The organism is Vibrio sp. ZF 223 (assembly GCF_003050585.1).
GTDB lineage: Bacteria > Pseudomonadota > Gammaproteobacteria > Enterobacterales > Vibrionaceae > Vibrio > Vibrio crassostreae.
In genome coordinates, this window is the sequence record NZ_PIGB01000004.1 from 350091 (window position 1) to 368157 (window position 18067).

Below are 18067 nucleotides of genomic sequence, written 5' to 3' on the forward strand. Positions count from 1 at the left end.
GCCCTATTTAACAGGGCTGCTTTTTTTATATCTGTAATTAACGCAACAACTTGCGCAAACGTTTGCTTTTGTCATTGAAATAAGTATGATCACCCCGTTTTCAATCAATCGTTCAAAAGATCGGAAGGAATTTCTATGTTTGGTACTGCTACTCGTGAAAATGCTACTCGTGTACTTCTATTAGGTTCAGGTGAACTCGGAAAAGAAGTTGCTATCGAGTGCCAACGTTTAGGTTTGGAAGTTATTGCTTGTGACCGTTATGCAGACGCACCAGCAATGCAAGTTGCGCATCGTAACCATGTATTAAACATGTTAGACGGCGATGCACTGCAAGCTATCATAGAGCTAGAAAAGCCAGATTATGTGGTTCCTGAAATTGAAGCTATCGCGACCAGCAAGTTGGTAGAGCTAGAAGCGCAAGGCTTAAATGTCGTTCCAACGGCCAATGCAACCAAGCTAACGATGAACCGAGAAGGTATCCGTCGCTTAGCTGCTGAAGAGTTGAAACTGAGCACTTCTCCTTACCGCTTTGCAGACACCTTTGAAGATTTCTCAGCCGCTGTTGAGTTCGTGGGTATGCCTTGCGTTGTTAAGCCAGTAATGAGCTCTTCAGGTAAAGGTCAAAGCGTTATCAAAACCGAAGAAGATATCCAGAAATCTTGGGACTACGCACAAGAAGGCGGTCGTACTGGCGCGGGTCGTGTGATCGTCGAAGGCTTCATCGACTTTGATTACGAAATCACATTGCTTACCGTTCGTGCAGTCGACGGTGTTCATTTCTGTGCGCCAATCGGTCACCGCCAAGAAGACGGTGATTACCGTGAATCATGGCAGCCACAGATCATGTCAGATAACGCTCTGAAAGCTGCGCAATACACGGCTGAACAAGTGGTTAACGCACTAGGTGGTCGCGGTATCTTTGGTGTCGAGCTGTTTGTTAAAGGCGATCACGTAATCTTCAACGAAGTATCCCCTCGCCCACACGATACTGGCTTAGTAACATTGATGTCTCAAGATTCATCGGAATTCGCACTGCACGTACGCGCCTTTACCGGTATGCCGATTAAATCCATCACGCAATACGGTCCGTGTGCTTCAGCGGTTATTCTGGGCCAAGGCACTTCAACTAACATTCGTTTTGAAGGTCTTACAGAGGCGTTAGACGCGCCACAAACGCAAGTTCGCCTGTTTGGTAAACCTGATATCGATGGTCGCCGTCGTCTCGGTGTAGCGCTTACTCGTCGCAACAGCACTGAGACAGCGATTGAAGATGCTATTGAGAGCGCGTCAAAAGTAAAAGTGATCTACTAGCTAGCTATTCAACTCTGAACAATCGCGACTTCAAATCTCAACAATAAAAAAGACGGGCTATCGAGCCCGTCTTTTTGTTGGTGTTATCTTATTTATTTGAGCGCTCTTTTCGCTTGAAAGCTTGCGGAATTTAAGCGTCTGACTCAATCAAATACACTTCTTCAGTGAATCGAGATAAGCCTTTCTTTGCAATCTTCGGATGTTCATCGTCTGCGATGTCCTGATTCAACAATGTGATCTTATAACCTTCGAATAACTGATCGATCTCTAGTTTAGGTACGCTAAACGGAGGCCCCGCCATCTCGCTTTGGTCGTAATCCAGCGTCACCAGGAGGATCTTACCGCCCGGTTTCAGCAGTTGTTTCAAACGCTCTACATACTGCACTCGCATCTCTTCAGGCAATGCGACCAAAGACGCTCGATCATAAATGGTATCGACAGGCTGGATTGGCGCTGTGAAGTAGTCGCCTGTATAGATGTTCAATTCATCGAATTGGTACAGCTCGTGCTGACCGCTAATTTGAGTCACAGTCGGCGTGTAAAGGTGCTCGGCAAAAAATGCGCGAACCGCAATCTGGCTTAACTCGACACCTTGAACATCTTCATGCTTTGAAGCTAGCCAAATTAGATCTTCACTTTTGCCACAAAGTGGAACAAACACACTCTTCTCGTAGCTAGGCTCGGTCTTTTCCCAAAATTTAATCAGAAGTGGGTTTACATCTTCGAGGTGGAAACCAATTTGGTTGGCTGCCCATTTATTGTGCCAAAATTCAGGATTATTCATCTTTCGTTCATGTTAAACAGTCATAATGCAAGGGTACAGTATAGAGAGGTAAGAGCAACCTTAGCGTGGTTTAAAGTACCACATTGGTTTCGATAAAATCAGAAACTGGCTAAGTTCAAAGTTCTGATAATTGCGGAACTAACGGTTGGATTATTTGTCTATATCTTCACATTTTAAAGCAATATTAAACGTTAGAGTTGGTTTCTGTCTTAGCTAGCCCCATTTAATATCTAGTGAGTTTAGTTAAGCTGTTTTTACTCTTATGCGTTACTGGTTACCCCTTTTGACTACCCGTTTTTGTAACCTTGTATTTTGGAGTTTGAATGAGTGTATTTCTCCGTACGACGGCCCTAATGCTTCTAGTATTGAGCCGAGCGCCTGCATTCGCAGCAGCACCTGTTTCAACGAGTTCAACTGATCAATCGCGCACTCCAGCGCAAAACCAAGTTTCATCAAACGTATTCCGCCATAGCCTAAGCGGTTTATATGGCATTAAAGCATTCGACTCACGTCCGACTCAGCCTTATACCGATTTCGACATCCTTTATAGCAAAGCTCACCAAGCACAAGCTGAGCTAGAGACTATCTGTAAAAGTACTGCCCTACTAACCAATTCAGAGGCCCTATTCGCAGGTGTTAAATCTCAAGCTCGTGCGGAAGAGAAAATTGACCTTGAGCTTGATGGCGATGTAACAAGAATTACCGACTTAGCTCGTGCAACGATTATCGCAAATGACGTAGAAAGCTTGGTTGAAGTGTACGAATCACTAAGCCGTGAAGCGGACGTTGTGAAATTGAAAAACAAGTTTAAGTCACCTGCTGATTCTGGATACCGTGACCTTAATTTATTGGTTCGTTTGCCAAAAACCAACATCATTGCGGAGGTTCAACTTCACTTAAAAGCGATTGCTGATGTGAAAAGCGGCCCTGAGCACGAGCTATATGAAATAATCCAAGGCATTGAGCGTCACGCGATTGCAGAAAAACGCCCAATCAACGACATCGAAGCGGCGCAAATCAATAGCATAAGACGTCAATCTTTAGAGCTTTACCAACAAGCATGGCAACCGTACATTACAACGCACATCAAAGCAGCTTAGTCACTGACGAAGCAATTATCATAAACAAGAACGACAAAGGGCTGCATAATCGCAGCCTTTTCTTGTTATTGGCGTTCTCGATTTGCTTTCCTTACTCCATTCCTATCAGACAGCAAAATATAGAGATGTCACTAATGGTGATTAACGAAGAGAGCAACTAAGAAAAAAGAGTAAGGTCATACTACTAAGGGGAACTAGCGACAAGAAAGGCAACAGACGATGTATGAACCACAAAAACAAAAAGACCACGCTTGGCGTGGTCTATTGCTTGGCTACTTCTCGATTTTAATATTCTCGACTCGGGCCTTTAATTTTTGTCCCGGTCTAAAAGTAACAACACGTCGAGCAGAAATTGGAATGTCTTCACCAGTTTTCGGGTTACGACCAGGTCGCTCGTTTTTCTCGCGAAGATCAAAGTTACCAAAACCAGACAGTTTTACCTGTTCGCCATTTTCGAGTGCTTTACGAACTTCTTCGAAAAACACTTCCACCGTTTCCTTGGCATCCCGCTTGCTGTATCCGAGTGTCTCAAACAGGTTCTCAGCCAAATCGGCCTTCGTGAGTGCCATAAAACTTTCCTCAAAGCTATGTTAAACATTGCTACTATCGCCAGTAGCGCCAAAGCATTTACCCTATTCAATCAATGAGATAAGGTCATTTACAAGGAAAGTGTATGCCAAGCTTCTGATTTTCGCCAACTTTTTTATCTGAACTATTGAATTATTCTTTCAAATCAGAAAGATAACTCGCTCCTAAATTCACACATATAGCTGAAAAACCTCTACTTCCCGGCCATCAAACAGAGTTATACTCCAACCAAACTAAATTAACCAATATTTAAAACTTTAGTTTTCTAAATATTAATTTCTGAGACTTTTCTCCGATACCCAATAAAATCAGCCACTTGATTTGATATCGAACTCAACAGAGGTTACTAAATAAGCGTTATTAAATATGAGATTCGTATCATTTCAGCATTTAATTCGATTGGGTCAATATCGGAATGCAGATATGCGTCACGCTCGTTGACGTTTTAAAACGGTATTACCCAACGGAACCTCCGTATCCAACCTAAAAACGTCGCATTTCCTTACTTCATTTAAAACTAATAATAGTCACACTTAGTACTAACAAAACCAAAAGTACGTTTCACCACTCAAAATGTTATGTTATAACATATCTATATTATTTTTAATTTAGTGGATTGAATGCGAGACGTCGAAGCGATCATTAAGCATGTAAAACACGGCTGCAAAACCAATGGCAAACAGTTTACGGCAAAGAGACTGTTGATATTGCGTGCGTTGGTACACGCTGACAAAGCGCTGTCTGCCTATGAAATTGTCGATTACTGTAAAGAGCACTTTGATCAGAATGTTCAGGCGATGTCGGTTTATCGAGTGTTGGAGTTCTTAGAAGAGCACCACTTGGCGCATAAACTCAAAGTCTCCAATAAATTCATACTTTGCGACCATATTCTTTGTGAACATGAACATGGCATCCCCCAATTTTTGATCTGCTCCAAATGCGACAAGATCAGCGAGCAAACCATCCACCCTGCCATTATTCGCGACCTTCAATCTCACGCTAAGCAAGAAGGCTTCACCGTTGTTAGCCCTCAGTTAGAGATAAGTTGTGTGTGCGATGAATGCGCTAACCAAGATGCGACCGCTTCCACTTAATGATGCTCCTACTCTCTTAACCATTCCCAATAGTATTTGCCCCATCAACAAGGAGAAAGTGAAACGTTATGTCTGCAACGCTCATAAAGAATGCCCGCGTGGTTAACGAAGGCATCGTCACCGAAACGGATGTATTGGTCGTCGACCAGCGAATCGAAAAGATCGCAAACCACATTTCACCGAGCCCAAACGATGAGGTCATTGATGCTCAAGGCTGTTACTTAATCCCTGGAATGATTGACGACCAAGTTCACTTTCGTGAGCCGGGTTTAACACACAAAGGCTCAATCGCCACTGAGTCACGAGCTGCGGTTGCAGGCGGTATTACCAGCTATATGGAGATGCCAAACGTAAACCCTGCCACAACGACCATTGAAGCCTTAGAAAAAAAATTCGATATTGCAGCACAAAGCTCGCTGGCAAATTACTCGTTTTATCTCGGAGCAACCGAAGACAACCTAGAACAAATCAAGCAACTCGACCCAACCAAGCACTGTGGTGTAAAGGTGTTTATGGGCGCTTCAACGGGTAACCTGTTGGTTGAAGATCCTCAAGCACTCGATGCCATATTTCGTGATTCTCCCGTCCTGATTGTCACCCATTGTGAAAGCGGGCCTGTTATCGCTAATAACCAAGAAGAATTGAGAAAAGAGAAAACGGTTTTCACGATTGAAGATCACCCTATTCTAAGAGACGACAACGCCTGCTATGCCTCTTCTTCTTATGCGATTGAGCTAGCTACAAAACACAATAGCCAACTTCATGTGTTGCACATCACGACAGAAAAAGAACTCGCTCAGTTTGAAGCCGGCCCCATTCAGGGAAAACGTATTACCGCAGAAGCTTGTGTCCATCACTTATGGTTTAGCAATAAAGATTACACAACGCTCGGTAACCAAATTAAGTGTAATCCAGCCGTCAAATACCCTAGTGATAGAAACGCTCTATTAACAGCGTTGAGCACGGGCCAAATCGACATCATCGCAACAGACCACGCGCCACATACATGGGAAGAGAAACAAGTTCCTTACGAACAAGCACCAGCAGGGTTACCTCTGGTACAGCACGCCTTGTTGAGCCTATTTGACCACATACATGCTGGAACCTTGACTGTTGATCAGGTGGTCGAGAAAACCGCACATAACCCAGCGACCCGTTATGCGATACAGGAACGCGGCTATATCCGTGAGGGCTACTTCGCCGATTTAGTGTTAGTCGACCCACAGACACCAACTCTAGTCAGCAATGAAAATAGTTTGTATCAATGTGGATGGTCACCGTTCGCAGGGCACGAATTCTCAGCTCAGATCAAGCACACCTGGGTCAATGGCGCCAAGGTATATAGCAATCCAGAATCCCCTGAGAACCAAGATACGCATACCGCTGATACATCAAAAGAAATATCGAGTGACATGGTCACTCCTGCAATGAGGCTCTCATTTGAGCGTTAGTTCAGCAGTTATTACCATCAATAAAAAGAAATCAATATGTTAAGAAGAAATCCAAGCGGTCACATGCCAGAAGTATCGGAGACCGCTTTCATTGACCCGACTGCCATTATTTGTGGCAAGGTAATCATTGAAGACAACGTGTTTATTGGCCCTTACGCTGTGATTCGAGCTGACGAGGTCAACGAACAAGGTGACATGGAAGCCATCGTGATTAAGCGCGACACCAACATTCAAGATGGTGTGGTTATTCATTCAAAAGCTGGCGCAGCCGTCACTATTGGTGAACGCTCATCCATCGCTCACCGATCGATCATTCATGGTCCTTGTCAGGTCTGTGACGACGTATTTATTGGCTTCAACTCAGTCGTCTTTAATGCGGTGATTGGCAAAGGTTGTGTAATTCGCCATAACTGTGTGGTGGACGGGAACGACTTACCTGAAAGCTTCCATGTACCACCAATGACCAACATCGGTTCAGGGTTTGATTTGAACAATATCTCAAAGGTACCACCTGAGTATTCTGCGTTTTCAGAGTCTGTTGTTTCGGCCAACCATACCCTTGTGCAAGGTTATAGGAGAATTGCCAATGAGCTCTGATAACAAACCTCTCTTGGGTATTCCAACCAATATCATTACCGGTTTTCTCGGCGTAGGTAAAACTACCGCGATTCTCAACCTAATGAAGAACAAACCCGAAGATGAAAACTGGGCTATTTTGGTAAATGAATTTGGAGAAATTGGCGTCGATGGAAGCTTATTCGAAGGCAATCAAACCAAACAGCAGCGAGTTTTTATTCGTGAAGTACCCGGTGGCTGCATGTGTTGTGCCGCAGGGCTACCGATGCAGATAGCACTCAATCAATTGCTTTCTGAGGCGAAACCAGACCGCTTACTGATTGAACCTACTGGACTCGGCCACCCAAAAGAAGTGTTAGAAGTATTATCTTCAGAGCATTATCGTAAAGTGCTGTCACTACAAAAGAACATCACCTTGGTCGATGCTCGTAAACTGTCTGATACAAGTTATTCAGAGAATGATACTTTCAACCAACAAATTACCATTGCCGATACGATTGTCGGTAATAAAGTAGACCTATATAACAATGGCGATGCAGAAAAGCTGGCCGAGTACATTGCTCAGGTTTGTCACCCTGACACTAAGCTGATCTTTGCTCATCATGGTAAGATCCCATACGACGAGTTTGATGGAAACAGTAATTTCTATCACCACCAAGCTCATAGGCACCATCACCATCATAAGCAAGATAAGCCACTCGCTTCAGAATTACCGATGCCAGAGAGCGGTATGATAAAGGCGAGCAACCAAGGTGAAGGGTTTGAAAGTATTGGTTGGCGATTCGCGGCTGACAAACTGTTCGACCACCAGCGTTTACGACGATTTCTAGTCGGCTTGAAAGTCGAACGCATGAAAGCAGTGTTCATTACTCCAAATGGTATCTTTAGCTACAACTTAACAGAGGATGGTTTGACCGAATCAGAACTCGATGAGTGTGCCGAAACTAGAATTGAAGTGATCGGGCACCAAATGGATGAAGAACTAGAGTGCCAATTACTCAAGTGTATGGTGACTTGATCGCTTAGTTAATAGAGTTGTTAATTAAGAGCTAGTTCATTGAGAGCAAGTGAATAGAGTGCTGTTAATTAATTCTTTAAGTAACTTCACTTCTTCGACATAGAGTAAGACCTCGCAAGTGCGAGGCCTTATTGTTATTCAAAGCATTTGAACTCTATCCGTTTCATTGAATACTGTCCGATTATCAATCACTTTTGTTCTGCGAGTTTCGTTGTAGCTTGAGAATTAGAAGCCTTAGCAGGCTTCACAATCAAACCGATACCGATTAGAAACAGCACCGATGCAACCACTTGAGCGACTGACAATACTTCGTCATACATAAAGTAACCGCTGATCAATGCAAAGATTGGTACTAGTAAGGTTAACGGTGCCGTTGTGCTTAAAGGATATTGGATTAACAACTTATTCCACACCCAGTAACCAAACAATGTGGTCGGGTAAGCCTGAAACAGAACAGCAATCGTCGTATTCCAATCCCATTGTTCGATGCCCTGCCAGATAATTTGATCACCGTGTAGCATCACTGCAAATAACACTAATGGTACTGGAGCAAACAACATCCCCCAGACATTGAACGCAAAAGCTTGAGTGGTTTTAGATGCCTTAACAATCACGCCCATTAGCGTCCAACTACACGCTGCAATCATAATCAAGATCACGCCATTAACGGTGATATTACCCTGTGCCGCCGAGACTAAGACTGCGAGTGCAAACATGGCTAACATAGCACCAACTAACTTACGAACCGACGTACTTTCTTTGAAAACCCATACCCCAACGGCCATACCAATTAATACGTTGGTAGAAAGCAATACAGACGACAACCCTGATGAGAGCCCCGCTGTGATTGACCATGAAGCCATGCCCCAAATACCCACACCGAACACAAAGCCATAACTGACTAAATAGCGCCAAGCGACATTCGGTCTCGCCACAAAAAATATCACTGGAATCACCGCTAGCGAGAAACGCGCAGCCGTTGCCAACAAAGGGTGCACATTGGTCACGCCCATTTTGATCATCGAGAAATTGAATCCCCAAATTGCCATGACGAACACCGCTAACAACAAATCATTTCTTTTCATACTGACCCCTCCTTTGTTTTAAAAGAGTATCCCTTGAACAATAAAACCGGTACAGATACAATTTTTACAATAAAAACCAGTACAGTTAATAACGGTCGTGACAATGAGCATCTACAGAAAGCTAGCCAATCAGTTTATCGATGAGATAGAAACAGGCAAAAGGCCGGAAGGCGGACGCATGCCTTCACTGCGCCAATTAGCTAAGCAACAGGCGATCAGCATGTCGACCGTAGTAAGCTGTTATCAAGAGTTAGAATCACAGGGCTGGATTCATTCTCGCCCGCAAGCGGGGTATTTTGTCTCGCCTCACAAGCCTGTTCATTCAACACCTGAGTGGGCGCAGTTTGAAAGTAAGATTTCCAAAGTTAAGCAAACTTCATCGACTCACAACTCAATCAATGGGCCTTTAGGGGTCTCTAGCACCACTAATGATGAACAATCGATTGTTGAACTAGAACGCAGTTTCCGCCGTTCTATCAAACGTATGGGCGACAGGCTTAATCACTACCCTGATACGCAGGGCGAGCCGATGTTAAGACAAGCTTTGTCCACCCACTTTGCCAAGCTTGATGTCCACTTTGGACCTGACGAAATGGTGATCACGGCAGGCTGTATGTCGGCGATTAAAGCCGCTCTCGAATCTTGCACCAAAGAAGGTGACACCATTGCCATCAGCTCTCCTTGCTTCAACGGTATTCTGGAGTTGCTCGGCAAGATGTCACGCCAGATCATCGAGATCCCGTCTTTGGATGACGGTGTCGACCTAAAACAGCTAGAAACACATCTGAAAAACAAACGTGTGGATGCAGCAATCTTCTGTACCTCCCATATGAATCCTCAAGGGATCAATATGTCTGCCAGTCAAAAGCAAAAACTGGCTGAATTAGCGAACCACTATCGAGTACCCATCATTGAAGACGATGTGTATTTGGAGCTGTCATACTCATCACACACGCCTCTGCCAGCAAAATACTATGACAAAGGCGGATACGTGATGTGGTGTGGGTCGGTATCGAAAAGCCTTTCACCCAGTTATCGTTTAGGCTGGTGTTTGCCTGGCAGATACATAGACGAGTACAAGGCTCAGTTTTCTGCTGCTAGCTATGGCGTCGCCCTGCCGACTCAACTCGCGGTTGCTGACTTTATCGAATCAGGCCAATACGCCAAACACGTTAGAAGAAGATGCTCTCAAATCCTCTCTTTGCGCCAACAATACCTCAGCTATTTAACTCAACACCTTCCTCAAGATGTGAAGATCAGTAACCCACAAGGTGGCATGGTGCTTTGGTTACAAATACCCAATCTAAATCAACAAGCATTTACTCAAGCGGTCGCCGAACAAAACCTTGATATCAGGCTTGGGCATCTGTTCAGCACTCTTGATCTCTACAGCAACTGTCTACGCATCAATTTTGGTTATTCGTTAGAGGGAGAAGCCAAACAGCAGTTGGATGACTTGATTAAACTTATCCACCAATGTGTCAGTGGTTAGCCTTTTCTAAGAGCTTTCTCTCACGGCTTTGACTCTTAGTCCCTTCATCGCTATTTGTTATAAAAGAGGCGGTTATTATTCTGATTGGAATTGGGTTAAAGCTCGTTACCGTAAGGAAATCCATTCGCCTCAAAACCCTTAAATGCTGAGTTTGCAAGCACCCACAAAATTATGCAACTTAGCTAATGACACACCAATTTTTATCTTCAATATACAGCCGTCAGCGCTGGCGTTTTCCTATATTTTAAGAGAACTATTATGAGTGATAAAACCAAAAACAAAACATTACCTTCCTTTATTGAAGAACGCTTGAGCTTCTATATTCAAGACCTAATCACCCAGAACCAAAGCCAAAAACACTTGGTTTTGGGTAAACGTCCATCGCGCGACTCCGTTGTCATGCAGAGCAATGATTATTTGTCTTTGTCACATAACAAAGCAATCCAACAAGCTCACCAAGCGGCGATCAGCGACCACGACGACAATGTGGTAATGTCTGCGATTTTCTTACAAGATGCAGAGTCTAAACCTGCGTTTGAAACCGAACTCGCCAACTATGTTGGAATGGAAAGCTGCCTGCTTTCTCAGTCTGGTTGGGCAGCCAATATTGGGTTGCTTCAAACGATCTGTCCGCCAAATACGCCGGTGTATATCGACTTCTTTGCACATATGTCGCTATGGGAAGGTATTCGCGCAGCAGGCGCGGCAGCTCATCCATTTATGCATAACAATATGAGTCACTTACGTAAGCAACTGGAACGTCATGGTTCTGGTGTGATTGTTGTCGACTCGATTTACAGCACCATTGGTACCATTGCCCCGCTCCGCGACATCTACGAAATGGCGCAAGAGTTTGATTGCGCTGTTATCGTCGATGAATCGCACTCATTAGGGACACACGGTGAAAAAGGTGCAGGCTTAGTGCAAGCTCTCGGGCTCACTGACCAAGTCGATTTCATTACTGTCAGCTTGGCCAAAACTTTTGCGTACCGTGCTGGCGCGATCCTAGGCCCCAAACAATTGTCTGAGACACTGCCGTTTGTTGCTTATCCTGCCATTTTTAGCTCAACCGTATTGCCGCAAGAAGTGATTCGTTTAGAGAAAACATTGGAGGTGATTAAAGGTGCAGATGACAAACGAGAAGCCATGTTTAAGCGAGCACAGTCGCTCATTACGGGTCTAAAACGGATTGGCTTTAACATCCGTAGTGAATCTCAAATCGTCTCGCTAGAGTGTGGTAATGAAAGAAATACAGAGCGAGTGCGCGATTTCCTTGAAGAACGTGATGTGTTCGGTGCAGTGTTCTGCCGCCCAGCGACAGGGAAGAATAAGAACATCATCCGATTTTCAGTGAATGCCGACATGACTCCACGAGACATTGACCATGTGCTCACGGTTTGTCATGAGGCGTACCATCACCCAGAGTTAGAATTCGTATAGCTCTGAATACACTAATTCTTTAACTAAAAACGGCAGGACTGAATGGACGCTACCATGTCGCTAAACAAAAAGAGCCCGGCAATTCGCTGAGCTCTTTCTTGTATTTGAGTCGCCGACACGATGGTCGTGTAGTTCAACCTATAACATTCACTAGATCCAGTGAGCAATCTTATCGAACAGTCGGTTTTTATCTGCGGGTTTGACGATGAAATCAGACATGCCTGATGATTCCATTTTCTCCAAAGTGACGGACGAACTGTCCCCTGTATGTGCAATGATCGGTACCGAAGAGTAAGGCTTATTCGCACTTCTAATAAGTCGAGAAGCTTCGACGCCATCCATGATAGGCATTTCAATATCCATCAAAACCAAGTCAATGGCCTCTGAATCTAGAGCGTCTAATGCCTGTTGACCATCTTCTTTCTGTACCACATCAAAGCCTTGTTTCTCCAACAACATCGCCGTAAAACGACGTAGAGACTCGTTATCGTCCACCACCATAATGGTACGCTTATTTGCATTTTCAATTGGCTTAGCGGCCACCAAAGGCATCACGTAATTCGAGTCAAACAGTAAACGGTCAATCGTTGCTTTGGTGTTCAACAGCCAAACTTGAGTTTCGACCCAAATCGGTTCAAATGAAATATTCCTTACCCGTTGAATAGGATGATGTTCGTGTAAGTAAACAATTCGTGCTTCTGTAAACGACAACAAAGACTCAAGCTTATCAAGGCTGCTTGCCCTCAAATCCAAACTCTCCATGTCGACGAATACTAAGTCAAATTCGAACTGATACTCTTTGTTTTTAAGTGCAGATGCCACATCCAAAGTCTTGAGGTCAAATCCCATAAATCGAGACATTGCCGTCATTTTCTTATTCAGGACGGTTTGATCACTCACCATCAATACCGACTTTAACTTTCTCAATTCACTCTTAATCTCATTGACTGAATTTGACGTTAAAGACGGGAACGTCATCGTAAACTGAGTCCACTGGCCAACCTCTGATTGGCATCTAATCTCACCACCAAACGAACGCATCACCTTCTGACAAAATGGCAACCCTAAACCGTAGTTACCCGATTGGCCTGTGGTGTAGAAGTCTTGGAAGATGCGGCGAATCACATCACTTGATATGCCAGAGCCGTTATCCGTCACCATGATTTGATTGGTGACTTCATCACTGCACATCGTGACATGAATATGGAAATCTTCAGGGCTGCGATGATGGAATGCGTTCTTGAACAGGTTATACATCACGTACTTCAACAAGGTATCGCTTCCTAAGAAGTCAAAGTCGCTTTGTACGTCTAAAGAAATGGCAGATTTATCGGCTGCGCGCTTGTAATTAAAGCTGGCAATCGAACCCTCCACGACCGCTTGCGCCGAATGCTTTTTAAAGGTCGAGCGAGAGACTCGGTTTTCGTCAATTGAAGTCAATAACAGATCAATCGTTTCGTTACCTGAGTGAATGATCTCCATCGCTTCATCACCCACTTCTCGCAACTGGATAACGTCTTCATTACTCAGCGCATATTGCCCTTTGTGGTCGCCACTTTTTGGGTCCGGCAATATGGATTGCATGACATCAATAGAGGTCAACAAACCACTTAATGGGTTTCGCATTTCGTGGGCAATACCGGCACCAAAAGACTTCGCCAGTGATACCTTGTTCTCGTGTTCCACCTGATTACGGAAGTAGAACAAGTTGCCGAACAGGTAGATAAACAAGAAGATGGGTACATGCGTCCAATCCATTGTGATTTCGAGGTAGAAGCCTTGTGCCACCCAAGCACATAACGTCGCAATTCCAATTCCGGCAAAAGTTTGAGCGAACATGACTTTAGTGACGTGCACCAACAAAATATGCAGAAATATAGCCGACATAAAAGACATGACCCAAACGTTGGACCAATTGTTCATCAGCAGCATGTAAAAGAAGAAACACGGCAAACAGAGGGTTACCGCAACTTGGTAATAAACCGGAAGGTATTTACGCCATTCAAATGGCACACGATTACGGGAAATGATGCCTAAAAATAATACCGAACACGCTAGACGCAGCGGTAGGTTTTCATATGGTTGAGGGAACAAAAACTCCCATATAATGTAGTAAATGGGAAAGCCGACAAAGCCCATCCAACCTACAAGGGTGAGATTAGGTTCTGCGTATTGATAAACTTTGCGAATAGCGTTCATACGAAATACTTTGTTCTCTAAGCCCTAACGTTTACTGGTTCTATGGTTTAATTTTTATTCTTATATTTAGGCGCCGATTATATTACACATCACCTCCGAGCAGTGAGGTTTGAATCAAATATATATCAAGGTTTTTGCTTTTAAACTTGAATTTGGAGTCAGTATAAATACTGACAAAAGCAACAAAAGCCTTTAGCGGATTCAGAATAACTAAAGAGCCTTTGGCCGATTCTGAATAAACGAAGAGCCTTTGGTCATGCGTGCTCAGCGATCACAGCCGAGCACACACAACTCATCAATGTTATATCGAGTCAACTGGCGAGCGCAGCTAACCAAGATTTTTAGCAAACTAACACGCGCAGCTAATTGAAATTTACAACTAATTGATATGTAGAACTAACTGATATGTAAAGCTAACTAAGCTCCAATTTCATATTGATAGTTTCTATTTCTTGCTGCCATTTATGTTGAAGATCTGGCTTTTGATGTTTTGCTTTTCGAGACTGGTCTTGTGTCAGTAACTCTTCCAACTCCAACAGCCTTTCCAAAAGCAACTCTTCATCGTTTTGTGCCGTATTTGAGTGGTGATTTTCGATAAACTCAGATTTGGATAACAACACCGAGCTTGGCGCTGTGTCATTCGCCTCTAAGCTAACGACCTGATTACCGACAGACATCGCCTCATACACCGCATCTAAGTAAGTCATTTCCACAAGTTGACCATCATTGATGTACCAGAATCGATTGCATGATTTTTCAATCAACTCTCGATCATGGCTGACCAACAGTAGCCCCCCTTCGAATTGAGTTAAGCAATTCACCAGCTCTTCCTTACCTTCAATATCAAGGTGGTTAGTGGGCTCATCCAACAACAGGAAGTGATACTTCGCTAGCGATAGCCCAACAAACAGCAGTCGAGAACGCTCGCCACCGCTAAGCTCTGCGATCTTTTGCTCGTGTCTTTCATAGGAAAAACCCGCGCTAATCAAAGCCATTTTTCTAGCTTCCTCCGAAACAGGATAAAATGAGTAAAGTGAATCTATTAGTGAATGGTCATCACGTAATTGGTGCAGGCTTTGGTCGTAATACCCGACTTCAGCATTTGGGTGAAAATAACCATTATCTCCAAGTTGAGACGCCTGATAATTCGCCCACAATACTTTCAGAAGCGATGACTTACCCGCCCCATTTTTGCCTAGCACAGCAACACGGTCACCGCTCTTTATCTGTTGGAACAGCACTTCAAACAGTGGCGCTTGGTCGTCAGCGGCGGTAATTGGCACCTCCGACAATTCAAGTAGTCGATTGGCCTTCATGGATTCACCGGACAAGCATAGTGTCCATGGTTCAACGGAATCTAAACGAGTCATGGTCGAGCGTAACCCTTCAGCGCGCTTTTCCATGCTTTTTGCTTTTCGTGACAGACCTTCATTGTCAAAGTCACGCCCCCAAATCGCTAAACGATGAGCGCTCTTTTCGATGCGGTCGATCTCTTTCTTTTCTGCTTGTTGCCTTTCAGCATCCGTTCGATCTTTATCTTCCAGTGCTTTTCTAGCTTCGGTGCATTTTTGGCTAAAGCTAAGTATCCTTTTGTCACGTAACACCCAAGTAGAATCGGTGACGTAGTCGAGTAATCGTTGATCATGCGAAACCATGACAAACGTCCCTCTCCAATCTTTCAGAAACTGCTCTAACCAAAGTAACGTCGGTAGATCTAAGTGGTTACTTGGTTCATCTAGCAACAGGACATCTGGCTCAAGAATCAATGCTCTCGCGACTAACACTCGCGCGTATTGACCGCCACTTAAAGTGCCTACCGGCTGGTTCCAATAGCTTTCATCAAACCCTAAATTAGAAAGAGTAATTTGTGCACGCCATTGCTCTGTTTGCTGCATATTTAAAGTAAGGTTGTCGGTCACAGCATCGAGCATTGAGAGGCTTAACAGTCGCTTAGGTAAGTGTTGCTCAATCAAGGCAACTACGGCATTCGAGGCGAAGGAAACATTCCCAACACAGTCAGGTAAATCTTTGTTTAACAGACGTAATAAGGTGCTTTTGCCACAGCCATTACTGCCAATAAGGCCAATGCGGTCACCTTTCTTAATGGTAAAGGAAAGCCCATCAAATAATCGGCATGATGTTAGATCGTAAGAAATGGATGATGTAGATATTAATGTAGTCATTTGTTTACTCAAGTTTCAAGCGCAAAAAAGCGCTGTCGTCATTCGCTGACAACAACCAAGTAAACTAGAGTGAAGAAACTCTATTGAAGGTTATATTGAAATGCTTCGCTCAAGTTTTGGTTATCGCAGCACGATAGTGTTAAAACTTGAGTTTTGGTCGTACCAAAAAATATGCGCGAAGTTAAATTCACACACTTTCATAAAAATCCTCCTTATGTTTGTCTTGAGTTGAACATTAGCGCTAAAAATAAATCACATTAACCGATGAGTCAAAATCTTTAGGCGCTTCGACTTGTACTTGATTTACAACCTTAGGTCACTGTTACTCGGTGCATTTTTCTTGGCGTATCACCGTAATCAATCACAGCATAATGCTGAGTGACCCTGTTGTCCCATATCGCCATTGAGCCCCTGTTCCATTTGAAACGCACTTGATACTCTGGTCGTCGTGCAATTTCAAAAAGCTGGCGAAGTAGTGAATCACTCTCTTCACGTTTGAGTTCATTGATGTAACGGGTAAATTGCTCGTTGATATATAGCGTCTCTTTGCCCGTTTCTGGATGAACTTGTACTAAAGGATGTTCTACTGGCGGATTTTCTTGCGCGATTTTCAGCAACGACTTATGCCAATCTAGCTCAATTTGGTCCGATTCAATACCCTCAAACGCGACTAACGAATGCGTTGCCGATAAGCCTCTTAGCTTTTCTTTCATGCTTTCATCTAATGAATCGAACACTGAGGTCATCGAACACCAAATCGTGTCGCCACCGACATCCGGTACATGTTGAGCATGCAATAGAGAGGCTTTAGATGGTAGCTCCCGCCAGGTTAAGTCGGTATGCCAATAACTCTCCATTGGCGCATTACCTCGAGTAGTTTCTATCACACTGACTTGCGGGACTTGTTCTACACGCGGAAAGAAGGGATGAGCGGGTTCGAGCTCTCCGAAACGCTTGGCAAGCGCTAAGTGTTGTTCAGGCGAGAGGCTTTGTTCATCCAAGAAAATGACTTGATAAGTAATAAGCGCCTTGTACACATCATCAAGTTCATACTCACTGAAATCCGAAAGATTTAATCCATGAATACGAGCACCAATGTGAGGGGTAATAGGTTCAATTTTCAACATACTTTCGCTTATCGGTTAAGAGATATTAATAGGGAGTCATTTAGCTACTCGTTATTAAACCGGACAAAACCGATTTTTCTTTCCTTACCATGCAAAATAAAACCGGTTTATTCGAAAAACAAAAGAAAAGAGCCCCTACACTGGAGCTCTTTTTGTTTGTTGATACTTCCTGTATCCGTAGACAAGTCCAATCTGTAGTACTTTCACCGAAAGCCAGATCATCGATATCTCCAGTTGTGTATCACTATTAAATCTAGCATACAAACTTCAAGCTTTTCTGAGACGTAACCGAAAATTCGTCTAAGTACCGCCAATTCCTGCTTATCAACCTAAGAAAGCAACGCCATATCTTTTTGTTGTCAGCTACAAGCCAAAAACAAAGCCCACAACAATGAAGTGACCCCGTAAAGTTGGACATTTCTGTTAAGCGGCTTTCAAGGCCTGAGTTCGATATTCTATCGGAGTCAGGCCTTTTAGTTTCACTTTTATACGTTTGGTATTGTAGTACTCGATATACTCTTTGATTTGCTCTATCAGAGCATCTGCATCTTCAAAGCTTTGGTTGTGATACATCTCGGTTTTGAGTAAAGCAAAAAAGTTTTCAGCAACAGCATTATCC

General features: G+C 43.8%; 15 protein-coding genes. 8 read left to right on the plus strand and 7 right to left on the minus strand.

Translation table 11 applies throughout. The features are described 5' to 3' along the window. Nucleotides 1-135: 135 nt before the first annotated feature. A complete protein-coding gene (gene purT / locus CWO13_RS11470) occupies nt 136-1311 on the plus strand; it encodes a formate-dependent phosphoribosylglycinamide formyltransferase (RefSeq protein WP_108082993.1) in 1176 nt (391 codons plus the stop codon). Nucleotides 1312-1441: 130 nt separating this feature from the next. Here the strand turns inward: purT and CWO13_RS11475 are convergent, their stop codons facing one another. Then, the gene (locus CWO13_RS11475; protein ID WP_108082994.1) at nt 1442-2095 is read right to left on the minus strand and encodes a thiopurine S-methyltransferase; all 654 of its coding nucleotides are present in this window, start codon (nt 2093-2095) and stop codon (nt 1442-1444) included. A gap of 323 nt (nt 2096-2418) precedes the next feature. Here CWO13_RS11475 and CWO13_RS11480 point away from each other — a divergent pair, with 323 nt between their 5' ends. After that, nucleotides 2419-3195, plus strand: a complete 777-nt coding sequence (locus CWO13_RS11480; RefSeq protein WP_108082995.1) for a RelA/SpoT domain-containing protein — start codon at nt 2419-2421, stop codon at nt 3193-3195. Nucleotides 3196-3467: 272 nt separating this feature from the next. Here the strand turns inward: CWO13_RS11480 and ihfA are convergent, their stop codons facing one another. Next, complete coding sequence (gene ihfA / locus CWO13_RS11485) at nt 3468-3764, minus strand: integration host factor subunit alpha (RefSeq protein ID WP_004734853.1); 297 nt, start codon at nt 3762-3764, stop codon at nt 3468-3470. Between the two features lie 639 nt (nt 3765-4403). Between ihfA and CWO13_RS11490 the strand changes: the two genes are divergently transcribed. From CWO13_RS11490 to CWO13_RS11505, 4 genes are all read left to right on the plus strand, one after another. Next, complete coding sequence (locus CWO13_RS11490; protein ID WP_048664859.1) at nt 4404-4877, plus strand: Fur family transcriptional regulator; 474 nt, start codon at nt 4404-4406, stop codon at nt 4875-4877. A gap of 68 nt (nt 4878-4945) precedes the next feature. Continuing rightward, nucleotides 4946-6328, plus strand: a complete 1383-nt coding sequence (locus tag CWO13_RS11495; RefSeq protein ID WP_108082996.1) for a dihydroorotase — start codon at nt 4946-4948, stop codon at nt 6326-6328. 36 nt (nt 6329-6364) lie between these two features. After that, the gene (locus tag CWO13_RS11500; RefSeq protein ID WP_048658498.1) at nt 6365-6925 is read left to right on the plus strand and encodes a carbonate dehydratase; all 561 of its coding nucleotides are present in this window, start codon (nt 6365-6367) and stop codon (nt 6923-6925) included. Next, nucleotides 6915-7922 (plus strand): CobW family GTP-binding protein, encoded by a 1008-nt coding sequence (locus tag CWO13_RS11505; protein ID WP_108082997.1) that lies wholly within the window; start codon nt 6915-6917, stop codon nt 7920-7922. Before CWO13_RS11500 ends, CWO13_RS11505 begins: the two co-directional genes overlap by 11 nt. 188 nt (nt 7923-8110) lie before the next feature. Here CWO13_RS11505 and CWO13_RS11510 read toward each other — a convergent pair whose 3' ends face one another. After that, nucleotides 8111-9007 carry an EamA family transporter gene (locus tag CWO13_RS11510; protein ID WP_108082998.1) on the minus strand — a complete coding sequence of 299 codons (897 nt, stop codon included), beginning with the start codon at nt 9005-9007 and terminating at the stop codon, nt 8111-8113. A gap of 103 nt (nt 9008-9110) precedes the next feature. On the opposite strand from CWO13_RS11510, the gene CWO13_RS11515 reads away from it, so the two are divergent. Beyond that, nucleotides 9111-10499, plus strand: a complete 1389-nt coding sequence (locus tag CWO13_RS11515; RefSeq protein WP_108082999.1) for an aminotransferase-like domain-containing protein — start codon at nt 9111-9113, stop codon at nt 10497-10499. A 258-nt stretch (nt 10500-10757) separates the two neighbouring features. After that, the gene (gene cqsA / locus CWO13_RS11520; RefSeq protein WP_108083000.1) at nt 10758-11939 is read left to right on the plus strand and encodes an alpha-hydroxyketone-type quorum-sensing autoinducer synthase; all 1182 of its coding nucleotides are present in this window, start codon (nt 10758-10760) and stop codon (nt 11937-11939) included. 150 nt (nt 11940-12089) lie between these two features. Here the strand turns inward: cqsA and CWO13_RS11525 are convergent, their stop codons facing one another. The 4 genes from CWO13_RS11525 to CWO13_RS11540 form a co-directional block, all read right to left on the minus strand. Beyond that, nucleotides 12090-14138, minus strand: a complete 2049-nt coding sequence (locus CWO13_RS11525; protein ID WP_108083001.1) for an ATP-binding response regulator — start codon at nt 14136-14138, stop codon at nt 12090-12092. Between the two features lie 413 nt (nt 14139-14551). Next, entirely contained in the window at nt 14552-16321 is a 1770-nt protein-coding gene (locus CWO13_RS11530) for an ABC-F family ATP-binding cassette domain-containing protein (RefSeq protein WP_108083002.1), read from the minus strand. A gap of 311 nt (nt 16322-16632) precedes the next feature. Continuing rightward, nucleotides 16633-17448, minus strand: a complete 816-nt coding sequence (locus CWO13_RS11535; RefSeq protein WP_108083003.1) for a TauD/TfdA dioxygenase family protein — start codon at nt 17446-17448, stop codon at nt 16633-16635. Nucleotides 17449-17871: 423 nt separating this feature from the next. Further along, nucleotides 17872-18067: IS3 family transposase (locus CWO13_RS11540; RefSeq protein ID WP_146164379.1), on the minus strand; the 196-nt coding region annotated here is incomplete at its 5' end.